The sequence below is a fragment of the Proteiniborus sp. MB09-C3 genome (genome assembly GCF_030263895.1).
In the GTDB taxonomy this organism is placed as follows: Bacteria; Bacillota; Clostridia; order Tissierellales; family Proteiniboraceae; genus Proteiniborus.
The window spans coordinates 1,516,605-1,538,934 of sequence record NZ_CP127161.1 but is presented as its reverse complement, the minus strand read 5'-3'; the positions used below and the strand labels follow the sequence as shown (position 1 = coordinate 1,538,934).

Genomic DNA, 22,330 nt, shown 5'->3' with positions numbered 1-22,330 from the left:
TTAATTAGTGGCGTTTATTATTCTATCTATGTTCAAGTTTGCTTCTAATGCTCTTCTTATTCCTTTTTCAACTTTACCTATGTCCTCAGGCCTATGAGCATCACTATTTATCATGAATTTTACATCTTCTTCAGCGGCAATTTTAATATACTCAACTGTCAAAAATCCATGGCTTGCATTTATCTCTAAAGCTGTTCCTCTTTTAGAAGCAGCCTTAGCCAGCTCTCTTGTGTCAATATCTACCTTGGCACCTGGGTGAGTGATTAAATCAATATCATATCTATTTATTGCATTGATTACTGCCTGAGTATTTAATCTTCTAGCTTTCATTGCAATTCCTTTAAAAAATTTGCCTAAATAATTTAACACAAACATTTTATACGCATCGCCTAAAGACTTTGGCACTGCTCCAAAGTGAAATCCAACCAAAAGTATATCTATGAGTTTAATTATCTCATCATCTACATCTATATCTCCATCATAGCTTACAATGTTAGATTCTACACCTAAGAGAATATTTATATCCTTATACTCCTTGTTTAAAGCATCTATCTCATTTCTCATTTTTTGAAAATTATATCTCTTTACTCCGAAGCCCATATGCCTCGGCCCATGATCACATATTGCTATTTCCTTTAATCCTTTTTCTATTGCACTCTCAACATTTTCTCTTATAGTTCCTTTTCCATGGCTATATATAGTATGTGTATGATAGTCCCCTGTGATTCTCATTTGTAACCCTCCTTCATCAATTAATATTCTACATATATAAATAAAATACTAAGCGAACATTTGCAGGACACGACCATAATTCTTAGCGAATGTAAGCTAAAAATCCGTTAAGCAGCTACATTAAGGTAAGGTCAGCATACGCTGACATAAGGAGTTATAACGAAATCAAAGATTTCTATAACTCCATTAAGCATAGCGAGTTTGCAAGCTGTAGGATTTTTAGCTGGAATGAGCTTTAGAATTATTCGTGGCCGAAACCGTGAGCGTGTATTTTATTTATATATGTTTACTCTTCTCCCATGATTTTAACCTCTGTTTCAAGTTTTACCCCGAATTTATCTGATACAGTTTTTTGAACCACTCTGATTAGATTAATTACATCATCGCTAGTCGCATTCCCTGCATTCACAATAAAACCACTGTGTTTATCAGAAACCTGTGCATCCCCAAGTCTAATGCCTTTTAAGCCTGCATCTTCAATTAGCTTACCTGCAAAATATCCTTCTGGCCTTCTAAACACGCTGCCAGCACTTGGCAGATTAAGTGGCTGTTTTGATGTTCTTTTTTCAGTAAGCTCATTCATATATGCCTTTATATCTTCATAACTTCCCTCTTTTAAATCCATTTCTGCCTGAACAACAATTAAATTTTCATTCTGCACTCTACTTTGTCTATAACCAAAATTCATGTCAGCATTTTCATACTCTACAAAATTTCCATCAGTATCTAAACACATTACTTTAGCTACTACGTCCTTCATTTCTCCACCATAGGCACCAGCATTCATAGCTATTGCTCCACCTAGGGATCCTGGTATTCCGCTAGCAAATTCTAGCCCTGTTAAGGAATTCCTAAGGGCTACTTTCGACACTACTGATAAAAGAGCTCCTGCCTCAGCAATTAGTTTTGTACCTTTTACCTCTACATTACTCATGCTTTCTGAAATTTTTATCACAATGCCACGCATACCTTTATCTCTAATGACTAAGTTGCTTCCATTGCCCATTACAAAATAGCCTAGTCCTTCATCCTTGCATAGCTTGATTGAACTAGCTAATTCTTGAACCGTACCCGGAATAACAAAAACATCTACAGGGCCTCCTATTTTAAAAGAAGTATGCTTACTCATAGGCTCATCTGTTAAAACAGTGCCCCTTTCAATTATATTTTTAAACATTCTATAAACATGGTTTTTATCCAACATAATCAGCTCCCATTACAGCAATATCATATATTTTAGTATATCTTTTTTTGTAATAATAAACAACTCACAACATTGTTTCTATAGAATTATTCATGGCCAAACATTGAGAGTATATTTCTATTATCTTCCCCCACCATTTAATTGCATAACCTGTTTTCTCGCTTCTTCAATAGCTTCCTCAGCAGTCTTTTCTCCTATAATAGCCAATCTTATTTGATTCTGTAAAATCCTATCTATTTCGTTCCATTCTTTATGCTTAGGAAGTGGAATAGTGTAAGACAAACAATCCTCTATCTTTTTCATATTCGAATCATTAATATATGTATCCTCTACAGTGCTCTTAACAGGAAAAACTCCCAGTCTTTCTAATTCTTTTTGATAATTATCTTTAGTTATGAACTTTAGAAACTTAATACACATATCCAGCTTACCTTTATCCTCCTGCTTAAAAATTCCATATGCACTAACACTGTTATTTAAGGATATGGGCAGTCTTCTATCTCCTATAGGGTAATTTGCTACTACATATTCAAAGCCTTCTCCAGATTGATACTTATCTAGGAGAGTCTTTGCAGCCCAGGAGCCAGTAGGATAGACTGCTATTGTCCTTTGATTAAAGAATAAATCCCAGGCTTCATTTTCATCATATAACCCAAAGTCCTCAGGAGTAACCTTATAATTTTGTTTTAAATCAACAGCTTTTTTAAGTCCGCTTATGGCCTTCTCTCCATAAAAGGAGTATTCTCCCTTATCATTGACTATTTCAGCACCATCACTTAATATTATACCCCATAAATTATAATAATCAGGCTTAATTGGTGAAATAAAACCATAATAATCTAATTTACCATCACTATTATCATCCCATGTCAAAGCCTTCATTTTTTCGACAAATTCTTCATAGGTCCAATTCCCATCTAGGGGTAGCTCTACCCCTTTTTGCTTAAATATCTCAGCATTTAAAAACATAGAATATGTAGTCATCATAAATGGTACTCCCCATATTTTTTCATCCTTAGTAACAGCATTCATTGCTAAATACTTAAATTCTTTAATTTCATCCTTAGTAAAGTATTCTTCTAAAGGCTCTAGCACAGATTCATTCATGTATATATACTCCGTTCCTATAGGAGCTATATCAGGGAGATTTCCTGTTTTAAGGGATACCTCCAGCTTATTAGGTCCTTTTTTCCAATCTAAAGGTGTCAACTCGATAAATACTCCTGGATTTTGTTTTTCAAATTTCTTGATTTTATCCTGTATCCATCCATATCTACTTCCTGTTTTTGAATCAACTCTTGGAAAATCCCAAAGCTGAATTAGCCCCTTCCACTCCTCTGATTTTTCATTATTTTGCTTTTCTATTTGTGCTGGTTTGTATATAAAAACGTATATAGGCCATATAAAAATAAATGCTATTAAGGCAAAGGATATAGTAATTTTAAATGCTTTTTTCATGCTATCACTCCTTAAAATATAAATATTCTAGGGATGTGTCCTTTATGAAATTAATAGGTTAAAACTTGATTAAAAGAAAACAGCTGCTCGATGCAATTTTACATTACTAGCCCATCAAGTTAAGTTAGCTTTTTCCACAACATAAAAGAGGATAGCAATCATACTATCCTCCTGTTTCCATATCTATTTTTTCATTTTAAACTCATTCAAAATATTTATTATTAATACAAATTAGCATTCCATCAAAGATTTTTAGTTTCAAAATATTTGAATTCTCTTGTGAATATATTGCCCCTTTTTCATATAAATCTTTGACCTTACTCCTTGATATGCATAATTTTTCACACAGCAATCTATCTACTCGTATTGGGAGTTGATACTTGCACCTAATTATATATTGCTGCTCGTTTTCCATTTTCCCTGCTCTATTTAATTCCTTTGAAATAATATGGTACTTGACACTATCCCATATTATTTCTGTTCTGTTTTTATTGTGTATATTCATATCAAAGCCATATTCCATAGCTAATTCCTTATCATTTGACAAGAATTTTTCGTACTTGTCTTTAGAGATTTCCTTTATGTTTGTTCTCTCATGAATTGCCATGTTCCAAGTAGATTTGCATTTTTTGCACTGATATATCAACCATATATCAATAAGTGGTCCATTTGCATTTACTCGAAATTTCTCACTGCTTATATAATTTTTCTTTTCTCCACACTTAGGACAATTTCTTTTTACTTCCGGTATGGTTTCAGGAACAATTTCCCATTCAATTGTATTTAAATAGCTCATTTGCATCTCCCTCTTAGTTTCATTCTAGGAATATGCAAAGGCTATTTCATTATATTTTCTTCACAGTATAATGCAATAGCCTTTGCTATGCATTTAATATAAGCTTTCTCATACAGTACCCTCCTATCTTTTCTAGTCTATAAACATTTTATCTGTTTTCATCTCAATTAAATACCTCATATTCATTTCAGAAATAAAAATAAGCCAATGCAAGCTGCACTGACTTATTTTTGTACACGTTTATTTTTTTCATGTAATATAATTCTTTGAATGCTTTTTGATGATAAATAATATTTTCCGGCTAGGGTATTTACCTTAACTCCTAACAAGTAATCCTTGTATATATTTGAATTTCTTAAATCTAAGTGTTTTCTTGCAGAAGTTTTAGTTCCCCATTTTTTTCTGTTTTCTTCTTTTCTAGGGATATATATGTATTCACCATCAACATAATCTTGTATTAATTCCACCAGTTCTTCGGGTAGAATATTAGTCGCTTTTTTATAGCTCATTTTGCCCTCCTAAACATAAAAATCTGTTAGGAATAGCAAAGGCTATCTTCTATTTTTTGCAATAGCCTCTGCTATGCAAAAATAACATATCTTCTCATAAACGTCCTCCTCAAATCATATCTTGCTTATATATAATCATATATTTGTTCCAAATGCAACGCTAATAGAAGTAAAAGCTAATTTCATTTATACCCCATCTGCTATATGCCTTAAAATATGATAAAACCTATAGACTTGTTTATTATATGCATAGGTCTATATTTATCTTGACTAATTTATTATTTTAAAAACTCCTTAACTTCTTCCTTATATGGCAGTGACACCTGAGCTCCTATTTTAGTAGTAGTTAATGCTCCCACAGCATTTGCATATTTAAGTGCTTCTTCTATGCTTTTTCCCTCTCCAAGGGCTACCGCCAATGCTCCATTAAAAGAATCTCCAGCAGCTGTAGTATCAACAGCTTCTATTTTAAAGCTTTCCACTTCTAATTCACCATCGCCAAGGTAATATGAGCCCTTTTCTCCTAATGTAACTACTACATTCTTAGCCCCTCTATTTACTAATTCCTTTGAGGCTAGTTTAATATCATCTATTCCAGTTATTCTAGCTAATTCTGTTTCATTAGGTGTTATATAATCAATGTATTCGTATATTTCTTTAGGTAGCTCCTTTGCTGGTGCAGGGTTTAAAACAACCTTTTTTCCATGCTTTTTCGCCAGTTTTGCAGAATATAAAACAGTATTCATAGGTATTTCCAGCTGTAGTATTATAAAGTCATTATCTTCTATGACAGCTTCGTAACTATTTATTAGTTCTTCATCAACTTGGAAATTTGCTCCAGAATAAACTACAATAGTGTTATCTCCATTTTTGTCTACAGTGACTATTGCATTGCCAGTAGGTATATCTACTCTTTTTATATAGTCCACATTGATTCCCTCTTTACGTAAGCTATCTATTAATTTATCTCCACTGACATCCTTTCCTACTGCTCCTATCATAGCAACCTCTGCACCAAGTCTCCTTGCAGCAACAGCCTGATTAGCTCCTTTTCCTCCACCACTGTCCACAAATCCATTAGAAAGGAGAGTTTCACCCTTTTTAGGGAGCTCATCTACTGTGCATACATAATCCATATTAATACTTCCTATAACCAATATTTTCAACATACTCACCTCTTTTTTAGACTAGATCTGTTATTATCAATTCTGTATTGCATAAAATTATATTTATTCATAAGCTTTCATCATTTTCTTAAGCATTTTAACAAATCTTTCTCTATCTACATCTAGCGCTACTTCCGCATTAGGACTGTTTTTAGTTACCCTTGTCAGGTCTACAACTGTTTTCCCGTAAGTCAGTTCTCCTTCAGTTTCTATGGCTACAAAGTAGTTTTCTTTTTTTATTATTGTTGGATCAATAACTGCGCCTACTGCCAGTGCATCATGAATTATAGCTTCATTTAATCCTGAATGTTTTCTGCGAAATTCTAAATTTGAAATCAAAAGTCCTTTCATAATATCAGCAACTTTACTTTTTACTGATATTATAGCTTCTATTTCCTTCTCAAGAACTGAAGCCTTGTGGGTAGCATCTAGTCCCACCATAGTTATAGGTATACCTGAACGGAACACTATATCTGCTGCCTCAGCATCTACATAAATATTAAACTCCGCTGCTGGAGTAGTATTTCCTAGATAACAGGAGCCTCCCATTAATGTTATCCTTTGTATTTTATCCACTATATCCGGATATTTCATTAAAGTGATTGCTATATTAGTTAAGGGCCCTAGGGTAATCAAATGAAGCTTACCCTTCAATGCTACAGCTTCTTCGTATATGGTATCCCAAGCACTTTTTTCATAAAAATCCGCATTGTTTTTAGGCAGTATCACTGAACCTAATCCACTTTCTCCGTGTACCCATTCAGCAGTTTCTAAATGTCTAAATAAGGGTTTTCCCGCTCCTTTAGATACTTTTATTTCTTTATCTGCATAGCCAGCTAGGTCTAATAAATTTCTACTGGTCTTATCTATCGGAATATTTCCCCCAACTGCTGTTAGAGCTCTAATATCTAATTTGTCCGATGAAAAGGCCAATAACAAAGCAATGGCATCGTCCATCCCTGGATCTGTATCAATAATAACTGGTATTTTCATCTTTTTCCCTCCTGTATTTCTTAGTTCTGTTTGCCTGTTGCACTGAATAAAGTACTAATCCTAGTATTGTAGTTAAATATGGAATCATCTGCACAAATTCTGCAGGTACTCTTAATGACTGCATAACATTAGACAATGCATCCGCAAATCCAAAGACTAAGGAAGCTATTAGTGTACCCAATGGTGTTCCTCTTCCCATTGCTTCTGCTGCTAAGGCAATAAAGCCTCTGCCAGCTGTCATATCTCTGGAAAACCATGAAACATAGCCCATTGACATATAAGCACCACCTAACCCAGCAAGAGTACCACTAAGCATAAGTGCTAAGTACTTTATCTTTTTAGCACTAATACCTACAGAGTCTGCCGCATTTGAATTTTCTCCTACTGCCCTTATTCTTAATCCTAATGGTGTTCTGTATAAAAGTACATAAACAAAGAATACCATTATTAAAGCCAGATAAGTTAATATATTATGTCCCGATAATATGTCACCTAATACTGGTATGCTGTTTAATATAGGTATATTGATTTCAGGAGCTACCATACTCTTTAATGATATTGAAATACCTTTATCCTTAGCTATTAAATATAATAAAAATACTGTACCTCCACTAGCAAGTAGATTAAGTGCTATTCCTGTCAATATTATGTCTGATTTAAGATTAAGTGAAAAATATGCCAATAATAACGATAATAGTACACCTGCTATAGCTGCACATAATATCCCAACTAAAGCACTTTGTGTAAAAGAACTGACTACTACTCCAGTTAGAGCCGAGGTAAGCATAATACCTTCTAGTCCTATATTTATAACACCTGCTTTATTCGATACTAAGGCGGCCAGAGCTGCAAAAAGTATTGGTGTCGTAACTCTAAGAATTGAATATGCAAAAGTTGTTGTAAATATAATATCGAACAATTTTTCCATCTACCTAACCTCCTGAGTAGCCAGCTTTTCCTGTGAATCCTTGACGATTCTTTTGTGCTTCCACTTGGCTAAAAATCTATTTGCAGCTATTAGCATAATGATAATAGCCTGAATAACCGATATGACTTCGCTAGGAACATCTGATGATCTTGCCATTATATCTGCTCCTACCCTGATATAAGCTAGGAACAATGAAGCTATAGGTATAAGTAAAGGATTTGTTCTTGCAAGTATTGCGACTATTATACCGTCAAATCCATAGCCTGGCAAAGCCTGCCACTGAAACCTTTGATACATACCTAAAATTTCAGTGCTTCCCCCTACGCCAGCAATTAACCCGCCTATAGCTTGGGAGTACAAAATTACTCTTTTTGTATTTATACCTGAATATCTGGCAAAGCTTTCATTTAGACCAGTCATTCTCAATGCATATCCCCATTTGGATCTATACATAAATAAATTAATTAATATAATAAAAAAAATTGCTATAAATAATCCTAAATGAATTCTCGTACCAGAAACTATCTTACTTAAATTCGCTGTCTCGTTAAAAATATATGAGGCAGTATTTCCAGCGTTAGGGTCTCTGAGCACATTGTTGATTACATATAACCCCATATATAAGCAAACATAGTTTAACATAAGAGATGAAACCAATTCATTGGCATTCCATTTTATTTTAAGAAGTCCAGGTATTAAACCAACAATCGCACCAATTAATCCTCCAAATAAAATTGCCATAACGGGATGTATGCCTGCTGGCATAAGAAACTTTATTGCAACAAAGGATGCTGCGACACCACCAACATAAAATGCACCTTCTCCTGCCATATTAAACTGATTTGCCTGGAACATACTACAAACTGCAAGTCCTGAAAATATGAACGGTATAGACATCTCTATTACATTACCAAAACGTCTTATGGACGTAAGTGGACCTACTAAAAATGTCGTTATTGAGCTTAAAGGCTGATTGCTTACTGCTAATATAATTATTAAGGCCAAGGACATAGCTAATAAAATAGCCACAAAAGTTCTGATTATTTCAAATTGAATTTCAATCTTTTTGCTACTCATTAACTGCCCTCCTTATTTCCTCTGGAGATTGTTTGTTTATTCCTAGCATATATCTTCCCAATTCTTCTTCCGTAATTTTTGTGCTGTCTTCAATGTATGCTACTATCTCTCCGCCGTACATTACTAGAAGACTATCGCTAAGCTCCATTACCTCATTTAAGTCTGCGGATATGAGCAAAACAGCTGTTCCTTCATCTCTAAGCTTAACTAGCTTTCTATGAATAAATTCTGTGGCTCCTACGTCTATACCTCTAGTAGGTTGATCGGCTATAATAAGCTTTGGAGAAGAAGAAAATTCCCTAGCAACAACAACTTTTTGTATATTTCCTCCTGATAGCATCTTTACTTTTTGTCTGCCATTATCACATTTTACTCTATAATCTTTTACAAGCTCATTTACCATGGATTGAAGCTTGTTTATATTCAATAATCCACGTTTGTTTAGAGCATTGTTGTCATATCTATCTGATATTATATTTTCCTCAATAGTTGCTTCACCTGCAACTCCATAAGACATTCTATCCTCCGATATATGTGATGTACCTAATTCTCTTATTTGTTTTATGCTTAAATTCTTTATATCCTTATCTCTTATGGTTATATTGCCATCATTATATTTACATAATCCTGTAATCAGCTTTACTAGCTCTCTCTGTCCATTCCCCTCTATACCAGCTATGCCAAGTATTTCTCCACTTCTAACTGTAAAGCTAATGTCATTTAATGCCTTCTTCCCTGTATTATCTGCATAATCTATATTGTTTACTTTTAGTACAGTCTCTTTAGGGTTGCTTTTTTCCTTTTCTATTTTCAGAATAACATCACGGCCTATCATTAGTCTCGATATATCTTCTTGAGACATGTCATTAATCTCATAAACTCCAACACTTTTTCCATTTCTCAAAATAGTTATTCTGTCACATATTTCTTTAATTTCTTTTAATTTATGGGAAATAAATATTATGGTATGCCCTTTTTCTTTAAGTGTAATCAATTCAGTAAATAATTCTTGCGTTTCCTGAGGTGTCAGGACTGCTGTAGGCTCGTCTAGTATTAGTATCTCTGCACCTCTAAGAAGTGCCTTTAGTATTTCTACCCTTTGCTTTATTCCTACTGGCAAATCTGAAACCTTTGCCTTCGGGTCCACAATTAGATTGTATTTTTTAGATATTTCTCGGGTAATACTCATTGCCTTTTCAAAATCCATTAAGCCTTTTTTCCTTGGCTCCATACCTAATACCATGTTCTCTGCTACTGTTAATGAAGGAACTAGCATAAAATGCTGATGTACCATTCCTATTCCATTTTTTATTGCTATTGCCGGAGAGTCGATTTTAATACTGCTTCCTTTTATAAATATTTGTCCTTCTTCGGGGGGTTCAAGTCCAAAGAGTATTTTCATAAGAGTGCTTTTACCTGCTCCGTTTTCTCCCACTAATGCATGTATTTCTCCTGCTTTTACAGAAAAATTTATATCTTTGTTTGCTACAACTCCATTAGGATATATTTTGGTTATACCTTCCATCCTTAATATTTCATCTGCCAAGTTTATCACCCCAAATCCCGAAAGTCCCTATATTAAACTATATGCACTGGATTATCCAGTGCATATAGTATTTTACTTCTTATGGCTTTACTGAGTTTCTAATATCATTTAAAGTCTCTGTCTCCATACCTAGAGCTGACTCCACTTCGATTTCTCCACTAATAATTTTTTGAGAAAGCTCTTCTATTAGTGCTTTAAAATCTTCTGGCACATTCTTATCATAGAGCTCATTTTTAGCTAAGACCACAGATTCTTCCTTTAATCCTAAAGATTCCGCAGTTCCCCATTGAAGCTTTCCTTGTGTTTCAAGCTCAATGGCTCTAACTAAAGAATTATCAACTCTTTTTAATACAGAAGATAATATCAAATTAGCTTTTTCCTCATCTAAATCTTTAAATAGCATAGATTGGTCTGAGTCAACACCTATTGCATATCCTTGCTCGCTCTTAGCTGCATCTAATGCTCCTAATCCAGCCTGAGAAGCTACAGGAAATACTATGTCTGCTTTTTGATTATATTGAGCTAATGCCATTTCCTTACCTTTAGCAGTATCGAAAAAGTCAGCAATATAAGATATTGCAACCTTTACTTCCGAATCAACATATTGAGCTCCTCTTATATACCCAACAAGGAAATCATTAATAACTGGTGTATCTGCACCGCCAACAAAGCCTATGATTTTTTCTTCATTTACTAATGCCATGTCAGAGCTAGTAACCTTTGCAGCTAGTGCTCCTGCTAAAAAAGAACCTTCATTTTGCTTATAGTTTATTGAATATACATTCTTAAAGTCACCTTTTTCATAATCTACAGCAGCATCAAATAATATGTATTTCTTTTCTGGATGCTCTGGTGCTATTTTTTCTAGGTACTCTCTCATTTGCCATGTACCGCAAATTATAATATCCCAGCTTTCTTCGGATATGTCTGCTAAAGCTGACTCCCATTTCATTTGATCAGGGCCTATTTCTATTACCTTTGTTTCTGCTTCAAACTTTTCTTTAATTTGCTTTAAACCTTCATTAGCTGAATCAAAAAATGATTTGTCACCAAGATTTCCATTGACTAATAATACTATCTTTAATGGCCCATCTCCATTATTTGATTCCTGATTTTCTAAATCATTACTGCTGCATCCTGTTAATACAAATGTAGCTACCATAATTAAAGCTAACATTGCTGCTAATAATTTCTTCATTTTTATAGCCATTCCTTTCGCTTCGCTCAAGGCACAAAACGTAATGAAAAAGTGCTTTTGAGCGTTATTTGTTTTATAATTAACCCCATAGGGATTTCGGTAAACTACAAATCACGGGGAGGTGAGTGGGCTGTCTGACTTGTCAGATGACCGTATTTTTATATGTGTAGAACGCCTTTTCAAGCACAAATAAGTGTACCTTAGAGTACGTAACCTTATCTTTGTTTAAACAATCTCGTTTAAATGCCAGGCGTTCAGTCAATGCCGTATCTCCCTATAATTCTTATGAACTTTCTAGTTCAGAAAGGAGTCCCTATGGCTTTAAAAATCGTGTACAAAATCTGCTGCGGAATTGATGTTCACAAAACTTTTGTTGTAGCCTGCATCGCTTCCACCGATAAACAAGGTGTTACCACCTACAAGAGCCATCGCTTTTCCACCTACACCAAAGGTCTGAAAGAGCTGTTACAATGGCTGCTTGAATCTAATTGTAAGGATGTCTGCATGGAATCTACAGGTAAATACTGGATTCCCGTGTACAACGTCTTGGAAAAAGACTGTTCTATTGTGCTTGCACATCCTAAATACGTTAAGGCTATTCGTGGTAAAAAACTGACAAGAAAGATGCTAAATGGATTGCTGACCTGTTTAAGCATGATCTTGTTGCCGGTAGCTTTATGCCCCCTGCTGATATTCGCCAGCTACGCGACCTTATGCGCTATCGTTACAAACTAACCTGCTTTATGTCCAGTGAAAAGAACCGTCTTCAAAACTGTCTCACGGTTTCCAACATTCAATTGTCTTCCGTTGTCTCCGACACTTTTGGTAAAAGTGCTCAAAAGATTCTGAATAAGATTCTTGAAAATCCTCTAGATACTTCATTCGATATTGAACCTTTAATTCACGGCTCTATGAAGGGTAAAATTCCTGAATTACAGCTCGCCGTTGATGGGCATATCTCCCCGCAACAGGCTGGTAAATTAAAGATTATCAAGAAGCACTTTGAAGATTTGGAATCCCGGAAATCAGAGTTAGAAGAACTGATTCTTGTGCTCGCCAGCCCCTATCAACAAGAACTCGACCTAATCCTAACCGTCCATCTTTTAAAAACATCTTCTCTGCAATCACAATCATTTCAGAGATTGGTGTTAATATGGAGGCTTTTCCTTCGGCGAAACACTTGTGTTCATGGGCAGGGCTTACACCTACCAACAATGAAAGTGCAGGGAAGAAAAAATCTGTCCGGGTTTCCAAAGCTGGATGCTATATTAAACCACTTCTTGTTCAATGTGCCAACTCTGTGGTTAAAAGTGAAAAGCATCCAGAAATACGTAACCGCTACCTTCGTTTAAGAAAGCGTCGTGGTCACAAGAAGGCAATCATTGCAATAGCAAGAATGCTTCTAACAGCATTATACAACATGTTGAAGAAAAATGAACCATACAATGCTGAACTTTACAGAAACTCTGACGTTATTCCTGTCAATCGCGAGATTACTGTAGAGCAGGCTATACAATTAGCAAAATTCCAAGGTTACAGAATTAAGTCAGCTACTGAATAACCTTAATTTTGTCTATATATTCAATTTTTTGAAGCCACCGCAAGATGGCTTGTTTGCTATGCCCTTAAGTGAAGTGCCAATCCCTAGTTTTCTTTTTCAACCTTTCCCTCCGTTAAACTGAATAATTAATCGACTTAGAGTAATCGTTTACTCTGCTCTGCGATTTTATTATATGACATAAGCAGTCGAACTTCAACAGTATTTTTTTAATAATTGCATCTTATTGGCAGATAATTCAGATATTAAAAAACTACTTAGGATATATTATGAACAGTATACCTATCTTAGGGAATAATTCACACAACATATCAACAAGTTTTGTAAATAGTATTATCCATAAAGAGGACAGCCAAACGGTTATAGCTTGGCTGTCTCTTTGCGAATAAGCAAAAGGCAACTTTGAATGCAATTGCCTTATTGCAGTAAATTGAGATTAGCTTTGGTAGAGCAGAAACACATAACTAAAAATAATGCTCATAACCTTAATTAATTACATTATTACTGCACAAACTTTTATCATACAAATCTGCAAAATACAATCCTTCTCTTAATAGTTCGTCAAATGTACCTTGTTCTACAATCTGACCATCTTGAAATACAATAATTCGGTCGAAATCCTTTATAGAACTCAATCTATGTGCAATCGCTATAACTGTATTTTGAGATAGAAGGCCCATGACCTCTTTCATAACTTCATCTTCTGTTATATTATCTAAAGCAGAAGTTGCTTCATCCAAAATAACAATATTATTTTTCTAAAACCATAGTCTAGCTAACGCTATCTGTTGCCTCTCACCTCAATTACTTATATTCAGAATCGAAACATCTACACTATTAATATAATTATTATACCTTATATCGTCATCAGTATTAAACATTTGCTATTTATGAAATTTATTACACATTCATAATCATAATAATCATAGATATACCAATAAACAGACCGCTAGTACTTTCCTAAAATAGAAAATGATTCAGAAGCAAAATCTTAATTTATAAAATACATGTGTGAAGAAACCCGGAAAACAAAGCATTTTTTATGGATTATGACTATTTTGCAAAGCTTAAAAGGGCCAAGGTTCCTATCCCCTTGGTTCTAAAAGTTTTATCTCTTCATCTGTCATACTTAATTGTTTTTTGACCAAGATCTCTCCTCTACTATAGAAATATAAATATTTTTCGCCTCTTCTATGGATGTCGCAGGTGCACAAATAAATTTGGTATAATTGTCATCTCGTTCAGATGAGTTGTTTATTTTTTTATCATAAATACAAATTAATATCTTTTCAAAATCTTCTGTATAGATGAGTCCTAAGAATTTTCCATATATACTTCCATTAATAACACCAGTATAGTTTAAGTGCCCATAACCATTTATAAATGATGTATTTACATAATAGTAATCTGAAAATGTAAAATCGTATCCTTCAACTTGTATTTTCCCTTCAAAAACATTAGGTCGAAGTAAGTACTTACAATATTGTCCTTCTATGTTAATAGTCGCACTCTTATATTCAGAACTATGAATTTGAAATTCTACTCCATTTAGACTAACATCTATATCTTTCTTGAATGGAACTACGCAAACGATTATTAGCCCAATAACAATGCTTATAATCCTAATAAAAAATAACCCTTTTCGGTGCTTCACAGCCATCACCTCATAACATAAGTTATCTGTGAGACAAGCATCATTGCTTGTCTCATAGATACCAATTTATATATAAATACTTAATTCAAATACCCATAATTTTGTGCATAAGGTGGTGAGAGTGTTATAACCACGTCATCTTCGTATTTATATCTTATTCGCTGAACACGTTCTTCGTGAATATGTTCGCTTGACTCCCAATATTCACGTACCATTGATGTAAAACTCAAGTAATTTTCAGAATAAAGTGTATATTCATCCTCATAATGATCTCCCCCTACCTTTCCATTGTATACATAGTGCATGACATGATCATCACGAACTGATATTTTATTAAGAACTAACCCCAAGAAGTATTCTTCAAAAGTCGGTGAATAACACCATATATACCTCATTGATGTTGCATACGTTGCATCGATTCTATATGTGGCAGTAGTGTTTTGTGCTGCAGAAGGAGCATCCATTAATAGTTCGTAGGGAAGGAATTCAGTCCACCATGTCAAACTACCAATAATACTTCCTGTTATCTTTCCAACGTATATGTCAACAACTGTATCTATATAGCTCTTTATCATATCTGAGTTAACATCGATATCCCAAGACTCTACCATTCTAGAGTTGCTTGATATTGGTATTGCTGTTACACAATAGTATGTAACTGGACCAATAGAAGTATTTGTAGTATATATACTTGACATATAGTAATCTGTATTTTTTGTGTCTGGTGGTAAGTAAGGTTCTTCACTAGATAATTGATTCTTAGTTCCCCCGAACACTAAATTAACTTCATTCTGTGTTAGCTTTATTATTCCTTTATCTAAAATTATTTGCTCAATTTTATTCTTTTCTGAAATAAATGCATTAAGGTAGTTTAGATTTTCTGTGGATGGATTTTTATTATATTCATTTTTAGCTTCTTCAATGGCAAGGTTGAGTTCAACTAGCCTTGATAGTTCTTCTTCCGGCAATTCCTGTTGTGACAGTTCTGAGCCGTCGCTCGGTTTAGAAGTAGCTCTACTTGACATAATGTCATTAACAACCTCCGCTAAGATACGTGGTACCTTTGAATTTATAATCTTATCTTCTCCATAACTAGACCAATTTTTTTCATTATTACTTTGTTCATATTCAGATGCAAAAACAAAAGAACTCAAGCAAATACTCAAAATCAAGACTGTAGAAACAACACGAAATGTTTTTTTCATTTTTCTTCCTCCTCAAATAAATTGTATTTAGCCTTACTTTAGGATTAACAAATTGAGTACCCAAATTACATAATCAATTAATTTTTGAGTAATAGTCTTTAATAAAAAGTATAAGCTTACATCATATGCATGGTTGATTTTTCTATTACTACTTATAACACTAGAACAATGGAATCACCTCCTATACTTGTAATTTATAAAAATTTAGTTCCCTTTGATTTAGTACTTTACTGTATTGCTCGTACTGCTTATGCTTTCAGATTTTTCTCCACTATACGCAGTAAAGGATGCCCTTACTCTATATGTATATCCTTTATCCACGCTATAAGTCTTGTTGATATTTCCTATGTAGTCGTTAAAAGTTTCTGACCAGCTTTTGATTGTAACCCAGCTTCCATCCTTGTACTGCTGTAAGTTGACATATATGGCTACTTTATCTGTTATGTCATTATATCCTTTTACTGAACAAGCAATATATGCTTGTCCTGCTGATATTGTAAAATCATTAGAAATATTATTAATATAAGTCATCTGAATTGAAATTGATGGTTTTTGGGATTCTTCCCCTATGTCATCATCAGCATATGCTCCTATATTAAAAGGTAAGAATACGAGAATAACTATAATTAAACATAAAGCCTTTCTTTTATACATAAAATCATCTCCTAGTATAATAATGTCATAGTCACGAATGACTATGCTGTTAACACATTTCTATTATTTCGTAACAGAAGAAGGAGTTCTTCCTTCATCAGACGTTACTTCTTAAATTAACATGTCTGACGGTTCCTGGTAGACTCCAGACCTATCATAAAGTATAATCTTTACGGATAGGATAAAGAATGTTCATCTCCTTGGGAAGTCAGTTTCTACTGACCTATACCTACGATTAAGTCAATTAGTCCATTCAATGAGGTTTTATGATTTGGCTGGTTGGGAGCCTCAGGCTATACCTGTATCACATGCTAGGATGTGTACTCATTGCTTGGAAATGGATTCCTATCAGAAAGGAGCTGTAGATCATGTCAAACATTATTAAATATGATTCTTTTATTTCGGTTGGTATTGATGTTGGTGCTGACTTTAGCTGGATGTCTATTGCACTACCTAACCAAACCTTTGTAGGAAAACCTTTCAAAATTCTACATTCTGATTTAAATTCCCTAGCTGCTTCTGTTTCTAAAATCAAAGAAGCAGAAGAGCTGTATTCTTTGGAAAGTCGCATTTTCCTCGAATCCACGGGAATTTATCATTACCCACTCTTCTGCTATCTTCGTGATAAGGGATTTTTGGTATCCATCATTAATCCTATCATCACTAAGAATAGCACAAATATTAACATTAGAAAAGTACATAATGATAAATTTGATTCAAAAAGCTGCATTAATTGGTTTAAAGCCTGATTTAAAAGTTTCTATTATGCCATCAGACCTTGTACTTGATTTAAGAAATCTTTCAAGAGAATATTATGATCTGATGGATAACCGCTCTGCTTATGTTAATAAGCTCCAAGGTGAACTGCGGATGGTATTTCCTCAGTTTTTAAATATTTTTTCTAAAATAACTACAAATACTGCTTTGACCTTGTTGGAAAAATATACTTCACCAGATGCTTTTTTAAACGCTTCTAAAGATGAAATAATTCTTTCCATTCGCTCTACTGCACGTTTTGGTCTTACTTATGCTGAAAACAAGTATAATGCAATTATTCAGGCAGCAAATGATGCAAAGACTTTTGGTCATTCAGTAAGCAGCAACTTTAAGCGTATTCTTCTATATATTCGTTTTATCCGTCAGTATGATGAAGAAATCTCAACCATACTCTCTGATATGCATGAACTCGTGAATGCTAACGAGGATACTGAATTTGTAAAACAGATACACCTCATTGAATCCTTTAAAGGTGCAGGATTTCTTTCTGCTGTAAGCCTTATGGGTGAAATCGGAGATTTTTCTGCTTTTCATTCGCCTAAACAGCTTTTTGCTTATTTTGGTCTAGACCCGGCGGTAAAGCAATCTGGCAAGTTTAATGGCAGCAAAATTAGTATGTCAAAACGTGGTTCGCGTACTGCTAGAAGAGTAATACACACCATGGCTTTAGTCAGTATTGGGTTAAATCGTAATGGATCTGCTAACAATTCTGTTTTACGTGAATACTATCTTAAAAAATGTCAGTGCAAACCTAAGATGGTAGCTCTTGGAGCAATTATGCACAAAGTATGCAATATTGTATTTGCAATTTTACGTGATGAAAAAGAATTTGAAATCATCACTCCAGAACAACATCAAATGAATTACTTAAAAGCGAAATGCGACATCGCTGCATAGTGAAATTCTATATTTCAAATTTTTGTTTTTTGATAATCACTCAAAAGGCTTGTTAACGTTACCCTTTTTTAGCGCAACTGGTATATCAAATATTTTTAAATTACTTATTGACAATTCTTAGCTGGACTTATTTTGTTATTCATATATATAACCAAAACAGGAGATGATTTGTGACACTTTTTAAAAAAGTTTTTATTTTTTTGTTTTTATGCTCTTCGCTATTTTTATTATTTCTTGTTTATTAATTGATGATGAAATGATAAAACCGCAATATCCATCATCCCAAAAGATATTATTTGTTCCCTTATTGCTATAAAAATAACCTTCAAATTTCTTAATAGATATAGGCTCTAATTCTGTTCCTTCTGTGTCTATTATCATATTTCTGTGCTCTAGTTTATATTGTTCAAATACTATTTCCTCTCCGTTTTTATTTTTATAGATTATTAGCTGTCCGAAGAAATTTATATCTTCTTTTTCTATATTAAACCCATCAGGTACATATTCTGGAGCATAGAAAGTATTATCTTCAATTCTATCTACTCCTTTATCTACATTCTCATATCTGATTTCTGAAAACTTTTCAAATATATTTATTATTGTATTAAATAGCTTAACTCTCCAAGCTTTTACGCTCATAGTTGAAGCAAAAACTACTGTAAGTACAATCAAGAATATAGATACCGCTTTCTTAAAATAATATAATGTGTTTTTTATTCTTGATCTTCTTTTTTCATAAGCAATTAGCTTCGCCATCTTGTCATTGAATTTTTCAGAAAATGCATGTTTTTCTTTCGATTCTTTTTCAGAAATATTATCTAATACGATTAACTCAGCTTCCTTGAAAATCATGGTTAGAATATTATCTAAGGCATTCTCACTACTCATCTGCATCACTTCCCTCTTCTAAATGCTTCAACAAAACTTTTCTAGCTCTTTCTGCTCTTTTTCTTACATTTACATTAGATATATCTAATATATCTGCTATTTCTTCATCTGTATATCCATGAGCATACTTTAGCAGCAATATATTAGAATAATTTGGTGGAAGCTTTAGTATCTTTTTTAATAAATTGCTATAATCATAATCTTCAAGCAGCTTTTCTTCAGAAGCCAGAGACTTGTTTGAAAAATTACTTATCTCATCTAGCAACATTCTATTCTCTCTTTTCCTTTTATTATACATATCTATTGAAATATTCTTTACTATAATAACCAAAAAACCTTTAGTTTTGTGACACTTTATTTCATTTATTTTTTCTAAATGGTCAATTGTTTTCATAAATGCCTTATGTACTGCATCTTCTGCTAAATATTCATCTTTTAATATACTATTAGCTACATAAAACATAGTATGTCTATATTCTAAATACAATTGTTCGAACTTTGTTCTATTGGATTCTTTATTTATCAATGTCAAGTATATTAACATTCTCTCACCTCAATTACTTATATTCAGAATCGAAACATCTACACTATTAATATAATTATTATACCTTATATTGTCACCAGCGTAAAATATTTTACTATTTATGAAATTTATTACACATCTATAATCATAATAACTATAGATATATCAATAAACAGACCGCTAGTGCTTTCCTAAAATAGAAAATAATTTAGAAGTAAAATCTCAATTTATAAAATACATGAGTGAAGAAAGCAAAACATTTTTTATGGATTATGACTATTTTGCAAAGCTACAAGGATCAAGGTTCCTGTCCGAAACCACTGAAAAAATAGTCTCCTCCTGTCCCCTTGGCTCTGGAAATTAGCGTTGATTATTATTACACTTTATTTTATAATCATACCTATAGGAGGTTGTGGTATGAAAAAAAATATTTCTAAAATCGTATCATTCTCATCTAAAAATAGTAAGATTTTAGTGTTAACTATTTTATTGCTTATATCAGCTTTTTACAACATAAAACTTAAAAATGAATTAGATAAGTTTTTAATAAAAGGTAATATTAAAGGAACTTATGGTATAGAAAATGGAAATCAGCAATATCCTGAATATGAGTACTTTGTTTTTATAACAGGTAATTTTTATAGATATAAGCAGTTCGAAATGTTAGATGAAGGAACTTATGAAAATATTTATGATAATATATATATTCTAAAAAGTGACAATACAGATGAATATATAATATATAGTAATGAAAAGTTTCATTTTTATGATAGAAAACGAAGTGATGTTTTAGCATACTCTAGAGTTTCTTACGAACCATTATTTGTAAATGTAAAAAGAAATAGATGACAATTCAAAATTGTCATCTATTTCTTTAATCTCATCATACACTTCTTACTATTTTCGGATAAGCTGTAGTTCCTAAATGTATTTTTGTATATCCTGCACTCCATTTAACCCATTGGTATCCTGTGAAATCATCTATCCATGTCCACTTATATATTACATAAGGTGTAACTTCATATTCCTTTTCTACATATAGCTTATAATAATTGTTTGAGTCTGGGTCTACTTTGACATACTGTCCAGTTGTCCCTTTTTCCCCTAAATTAACACTAAAGGAAACAGATTCAAAAGGTTTGGGGAAAGAAACTGATATAGATGCAGTTGGTCCTCCACTATCTGTATACCAAAATCCTCCTCCAGTAGGAAACCTATATCCTGCTGATCCTTGACCACCAGCAAACCCTCCTGCAACAGCTATTTTAGAAGTTCCATATTCATGTTTATAGTCAGATGGATCATTAAAAGGACGAATGCTATCATCCCCAAATACAATTTTGTAATCTTTGCCAAAATTCAATTTTTCTAAATGTTCTTTTACTTGTCTATCGCGTTCAGCTTGTTTCTCACTTTCTGACATATGATTCTTATAGATTACTACTTTGTTAACTTTGCCAACGTCATCAATTTCTTGGGCTAGAACTAAATTAGGTATTAAGATAACAATTAGTAATACAAATAACATGATTCTCTTTTTCACACAACCACCTCTTACTTATAATATTTTTTCATCTCTCTCAACTATAAGAGCATTAATATATTGAAATGTTGCATATTTTTTAAAAATAATTATTATATTTGATGCAACATTATTAACAAAAATCTATCTATGTAGTTTGTAATAAAGACCTTACATTTGAACGCAAAGACAATCTATAAGTAAGCGTCAAAACTACCCCACCTTTTAAAGATGAAGATGTTATGATAATCTAATACTTATTAGGAATTTTACAGTCCTCAGGTATTGAATCTGACCAAGGCAATAATTTATCTAATTGATCCATATTCTCTAGGTCTACATTAGGTAACTTTTCAAATAGATAATTTAAATAGTAGAATGGATTTAATCCATTTGCTTTTGCTGTTTCTATAACACTATATACCACAGCAGATGCGGTAGCACCTTTAGGGGACTTTGAAAACAAGAAGTTTTTTCTTCCTATAACAAAAGGCTTTATAGCTCGTTCAGCTCTATTGTTACTTATTTCTAATCTGCCATCTAACATAAATGATTCTAATTTACTCCATTGATTTAGACAATAGCTAATAGCTTTTCCTAGACTACTCTTTGGTAATACTTGTCCTTTCTTTATATTTAGCCATGACAAGAAAGCCTCAAGAACTGGTTTGCTTTGTTCTAGGCGTTTCTTATATCGTTCTTCTGGTGATAAACTTTTTAAGACTCTCTCAATTCTAAAGAGTTCATTACAAAAATCAACTCCTTCCTGAGCATTTGTTCTAGATACAATGGAGTCTTTAGGCAATGCCTTTAATGTATCTGTAAAGCCTCGTCTTGCATGAGCAAAACAGCCAACTTGGATAACATCCAATACATCGTTGTAACCTTGGTATCCATCAGTTTGGAGAAATCCTTTGAATCCTTTTAAGAATTCCTTTGGATGTTTGCTTGCTCTGGAAGGTTGATATTCATACAAGAAAATCTGCGGAGAATGAATTCCTGTAGCGTAAAGCCACATATGAAGCCAAGGGGACGGCAGACAGTG

Annotated in this window: 21 protein-coding genes and 2 pseudogenes; 4 read left to right on the top strand and 19 right to left on the bottom strand. The window is 33.3% G+C overall.

From position 1 onward, the window contains the following. The 11 genes from QO263_RS07390 to QO263_RS07340 all read right to left on the bottom strand — a co-directional run bounded on the left by QO263_RS07390 (window position 1) and on the right by QO263_RS07340 (window position 11,619). Window positions 1-732, bottom strand: coding sequence for a PHP domain-containing protein (locus QO263_RS07390; protein WP_285628274.1), 732 nt, complete (start codon window positions 730-732; stop codon window positions 1-3). A 286-nt stretch (window positions 733-1,018) separates the two neighbouring features. Next, the gene (gene murB, locus QO263_RS07385) at window positions 1,019-1,936 is read right to left on the bottom strand and encodes a UDP-N-acetylmuramate dehydrogenase (RefSeq protein ID WP_285628271.1); all 918 of its coding nucleotides are present in this window, start codon (window positions 1,934-1,936) and stop codon (window positions 1,019-1,021) included. A gap of 120 nt (window positions 1,937-2,056) precedes the next feature. Continuing rightward, complete coding sequence (locus QO263_RS07380; protein ID WP_285628268.1) at window positions 2,057-3,394, bottom strand: ABC transporter substrate-binding protein; 1,338 nt, start codon at window positions 3,392-3,394, stop codon at window positions 2,057-2,059. A gap of 202 nt (window positions 3,395-3,596) precedes the next feature. After that, complete coding sequence (locus tag QO263_RS07375) at window positions 3,597-4,190, bottom strand: DUF1062 domain-containing protein (protein ID WP_285628265.1); 594 nt, start codon at window positions 4,188-4,190, stop codon at window positions 3,597-3,599. Between the two features lie 224 nt (window positions 4,191-4,414). After that, on the bottom strand, window positions 4,415-4,699 hold the full coding sequence (locus QO263_RS07370) for a CD3324 family protein (protein WP_285628262.1): 285 nt from the start codon (window positions 4,697-4,699) through the stop codon (window positions 4,415-4,417). Between the two features lie 278 nt (window positions 4,700-4,977). Further along, complete coding sequence (gene rbsK, locus QO263_RS07365) at window positions 4,978-5,868, bottom strand: ribokinase (RefSeq protein ID WP_285628259.1); 891 nt, start codon at window positions 5,866-5,868, stop codon at window positions 4,978-4,980. A 60-nt stretch (window positions 5,869-5,928) separates the two neighbouring features. Next, entirely contained in the window at window positions 5,929-6,858 is a 930-nt protein-coding gene (locus QO263_RS07360; RefSeq protein ID WP_285628256.1) for a nucleoside hydrolase, read from the bottom strand. Next, complete coding sequence (locus tag QO263_RS07355) at window positions 6,836-7,786, bottom strand: ABC transporter permease (protein ID WP_285628253.1); 951 nt, start codon at window positions 7,784-7,786, stop codon at window positions 6,836-6,838. Before QO263_RS07355 ends, QO263_RS07360 begins: the two co-directional genes overlap by 23 nt. Beyond that, window positions 7,787-8,863 carry an ABC transporter permease gene (locus QO263_RS07350; protein ID WP_285628250.1) on the bottom strand — a complete coding sequence of 359 codons (1,077 nt, stop codon included), beginning with the start codon at window positions 8,861-8,863 and terminating at the stop codon, window positions 7,787-7,789. After that, complete coding sequence (locus QO263_RS07345; RefSeq protein ID WP_285628247.1) at window positions 8,856-10,409, bottom strand: ABC transporter ATP-binding protein; 1,554 nt, start codon at window positions 10,407-10,409, stop codon at window positions 8,856-8,858. Before QO263_RS07345 ends, QO263_RS07350 begins: the two co-directional genes overlap by 8 nt. A gap of 79 nt (window positions 10,410-10,488) precedes the next feature. Next, window positions 10,489-11,619, bottom strand: coding sequence for a BMP family ABC transporter substrate-binding protein (locus QO263_RS07340; protein ID WP_285628244.1), 1,131 nt, complete (start codon window positions 11,617-11,619; stop codon window positions 10,489-10,491). Between the two features lie 303 nt (window positions 11,620-11,922). On the opposite strand from QO263_RS07340, the pseudogene QO263_RS07335 reads away from it, so the two are divergent. Continuing rightward, a pseudogene (locus QO263_RS07335) lies at window positions 11,923-13,168 on the top strand (IS110 family RNA-guided transposase). Window positions 13,169-13,650: 482 nt separating this feature from the next. On the opposite strand, the gene QO263_RS07330 reads toward QO263_RS07335, so the two are convergent. The 4 genes from QO263_RS07330 to QO263_RS07315 form a co-directional block, all read right to left on the bottom strand. Further along, the gene (locus QO263_RS07330) at window positions 13,651-13,857 is read right to left on the bottom strand and encodes a hypothetical protein (protein WP_285628241.1); all 207 of its coding nucleotides are present in this window, start codon (window positions 13,855-13,857) and stop codon (window positions 13,651-13,653) included. A 437-nt stretch (window positions 13,858-14,294) separates the two neighbouring features. Then, the gene (locus tag QO263_RS07325; RefSeq protein ID WP_285628240.1) at window positions 14,295-14,819 is read right to left on the bottom strand and encodes a hypothetical protein; all 525 of its coding nucleotides are present in this window, start codon (window positions 14,817-14,819) and stop codon (window positions 14,295-14,297) included. 80 nt (window positions 14,820-14,899) lie between these two features. After that, window positions 14,900-16,024: a hypothetical protein gene (locus tag QO263_RS07320; protein ID WP_285628238.1), complete on the bottom strand. Its 1,125-nt coding sequence runs from the start codon at window positions 16,022-16,024 to the stop codon at window positions 14,900-14,902. Window positions 16,025-16,243: 219 nt separating this feature from the next. Then, window positions 16,244-16,678, bottom strand: a complete 435-nt coding sequence (locus tag QO263_RS07315) for a hypothetical protein (RefSeq protein WP_285628236.1) — start codon at window positions 16,676-16,678, stop codon at window positions 16,244-16,246. 368 nt (window positions 16,679-17,046) lie between these two features. Here QO263_RS07315 and QO263_RS18995 point away from each other — a divergent pair, with 368 nt between their 5' ends. Further along, complete coding sequence (locus QO263_RS18995; protein ID WP_285622916.1) at window positions 17,047-17,427, top strand: IS110 family transposase; 381 nt, start codon at window positions 17,047-17,049, stop codon at window positions 17,425-17,427. After that, window positions 17,381-18,352: a transposase gene (locus tag QO263_RS07310; protein ID WP_352169330.1), complete on the top strand. Its 972-nt coding sequence runs from the start codon at window positions 17,381-17,383 to the stop codon at window positions 18,350-18,352. Before QO263_RS18995 ends, QO263_RS07310 begins: the two co-directional genes overlap by 47 nt. Window positions 18,353-18,544: 192 nt before the next feature. Here the strand turns inward: QO263_RS07310 and QO263_RS07305 are convergent, their stop codons facing one another. Both QO263_RS07305 and QO263_RS07300 read right to left on the bottom strand, forming a co-directional pair. Beyond that, the gene (locus tag QO263_RS07305; RefSeq protein WP_285628233.1) at window positions 18,545-19,240 is read right to left on the bottom strand and encodes a DUF4367 domain-containing protein; all 696 of its coding nucleotides are present in this window, start codon (window positions 19,238-19,240) and stop codon (window positions 18,545-18,547) included. Further along, a complete protein-coding gene (locus QO263_RS07300; RefSeq protein ID WP_285628231.1) occupies window positions 19,233-19,784 on the bottom strand; it encodes an RNA polymerase sigma factor in 552 nt (183 codons plus the stop codon). The genes QO263_RS07305 and QO263_RS07300 overlap by 8 nt, the downstream gene beginning before the upstream one ends. A 396-nt stretch (window positions 19,785-20,180) precedes the next feature. Between QO263_RS07300 and QO263_RS07295 the strand changes: the two genes are divergently transcribed. Beyond that, window positions 20,181-20,612 (top strand): hypothetical protein, encoded by a 432-nt coding sequence (locus QO263_RS07295; protein ID WP_285628228.1) that lies wholly within the window; start codon window positions 20,181-20,183, stop codon window positions 20,610-20,612. Between the two features lie 34 nt (window positions 20,613-20,646). Here the strand turns inward: QO263_RS07295 and QO263_RS07290 are convergent, their stop codons facing one another. Further along, complete coding sequence (locus tag QO263_RS07290; protein ID WP_285628225.1) at window positions 20,647-21,306, bottom strand: hypothetical protein; 660 nt, start codon at window positions 21,304-21,306, stop codon at window positions 20,647-20,649. Window positions 21,307-21,535: 229 nt separating this feature from the next. Next, window positions 21,536-22,306 (bottom strand): annotated as a pseudogene (tnpC, locus tag QO263_RS07285) (IS66 family transposase); the annotation flags it as partial. Window positions 22,307-22,330 lie beyond the last annotated feature (24 nt).

Excerpts from the sequence above, each read along its gene's own strand:
- QO263_RS07350 (WP_285628250.1), bottom strand. The coding sequence starts at position 8,863 with ATGAGTAGCAAAAAGATTGAAATTCAATTTGAAATAATCAGAACTTTT.
- QO263_RS07370 (WP_285628262.1), bottom strand. The coding sequence starts at position 4,699 with ATGAGCTATAAAAAAGCGACTAATATTCTACCCGAAGAACTGGTGGAA.
- QO263_RS07380 (WP_285628268.1), bottom strand. The coding sequence starts at position 3,394 with ATGAAAAAAGCATTTAAAATTACTATATCCTTTGCCTTAATAGCATTT.
- QO263_RS07310 (WP_352169330.1), top strand. The coding sequence starts at position 17,381 with ATGATAAATTTGATTCAAAAAGCTGCATTAATTGGTTTAAAGCCTGAT.
- rbsK (WP_285628259.1), bottom strand. The coding sequence starts at position 5,868 with ATGTTGAAAATATTGGTTATAGGAAGTATTAATATGGATTATGTATGC.
- QO263_RS07300 (WP_285628231.1), bottom strand. The coding sequence starts at position 19,784 with ATGTTAATATACTTGACATTGATAAATAAAGAATCCAATAGAACAAAG.
- QO263_RS07355 (WP_285628253.1), bottom strand. The coding sequence starts at position 7,786 with ATGGAAAAATTGTTCGATATTATATTTACAACAACTTTTGCATATTCA.
- QO263_RS07320 (WP_285628238.1), bottom strand. The coding sequence starts at position 16,024 with ATGAAAAAAACATTTCGTGTTGTTTCTACAGTCTTGATTTTGAGTATT.
- QO263_RS18995 (WP_285622916.1), top strand. The coding sequence starts at position 17,047 with ATGTCAAACATTATTAAATATGATTCTTTTATTTCGGTTGGTATTGAT.
- QO263_RS07330 (WP_285628241.1), bottom strand. The coding sequence starts at position 13,857 with ATGAAAGAGGTCATGGGCCTTCTATCTCAAAATACAGTTATAGCGATT.
- QO263_RS07315 (WP_285628236.1), bottom strand. The coding sequence starts at position 16,678 with ATGTATAAAAGAAAGGCTTTATGTTTAATTATAGTTATTCTCGTATTC.
- QO263_RS07360 (WP_285628256.1), bottom strand. The coding sequence starts at position 6,858 with ATGAAAATACCAGTTATTATTGATACAGATCCAGGGATGGACGATGCC.
- murB (WP_285628271.1), bottom strand. The coding sequence starts at position 1,936 with ATGTTGGATAAAAACCATGTTTATAGAATGTTTAAAAATATAATTGAA.
- QO263_RS07295 (WP_285628228.1), top strand. The coding sequence starts at position 20,181 with ATGAAAAAAAATATTTCTAAAATCGTATCATTCTCATCTAAAAATAGT.
- QO263_RS07375 (WP_285628265.1), bottom strand. The coding sequence starts at position 4,190 with ATGAGCTATTTAAATACAATTGAATGGGAAATTGTTCCTGAAACCATA.
- QO263_RS07390 (WP_285628274.1), bottom strand. The coding sequence starts at position 732 with ATGAGAATCACAGGGGACTATCATACACATACTATATATAGCCATGGA.
- QO263_RS07340 (WP_285628244.1), bottom strand. The coding sequence starts at position 11,619 with ATGGCTATAAAAATGAAGAAATTATTAGCAGCAATGTTAGCTTTAATT.
- QO263_RS07305 (WP_285628233.1), bottom strand. The coding sequence starts at position 19,240 with ATGAGTAGTGAGAATGCCTTAGATAATATTCTAACCATGATTTTCAAG.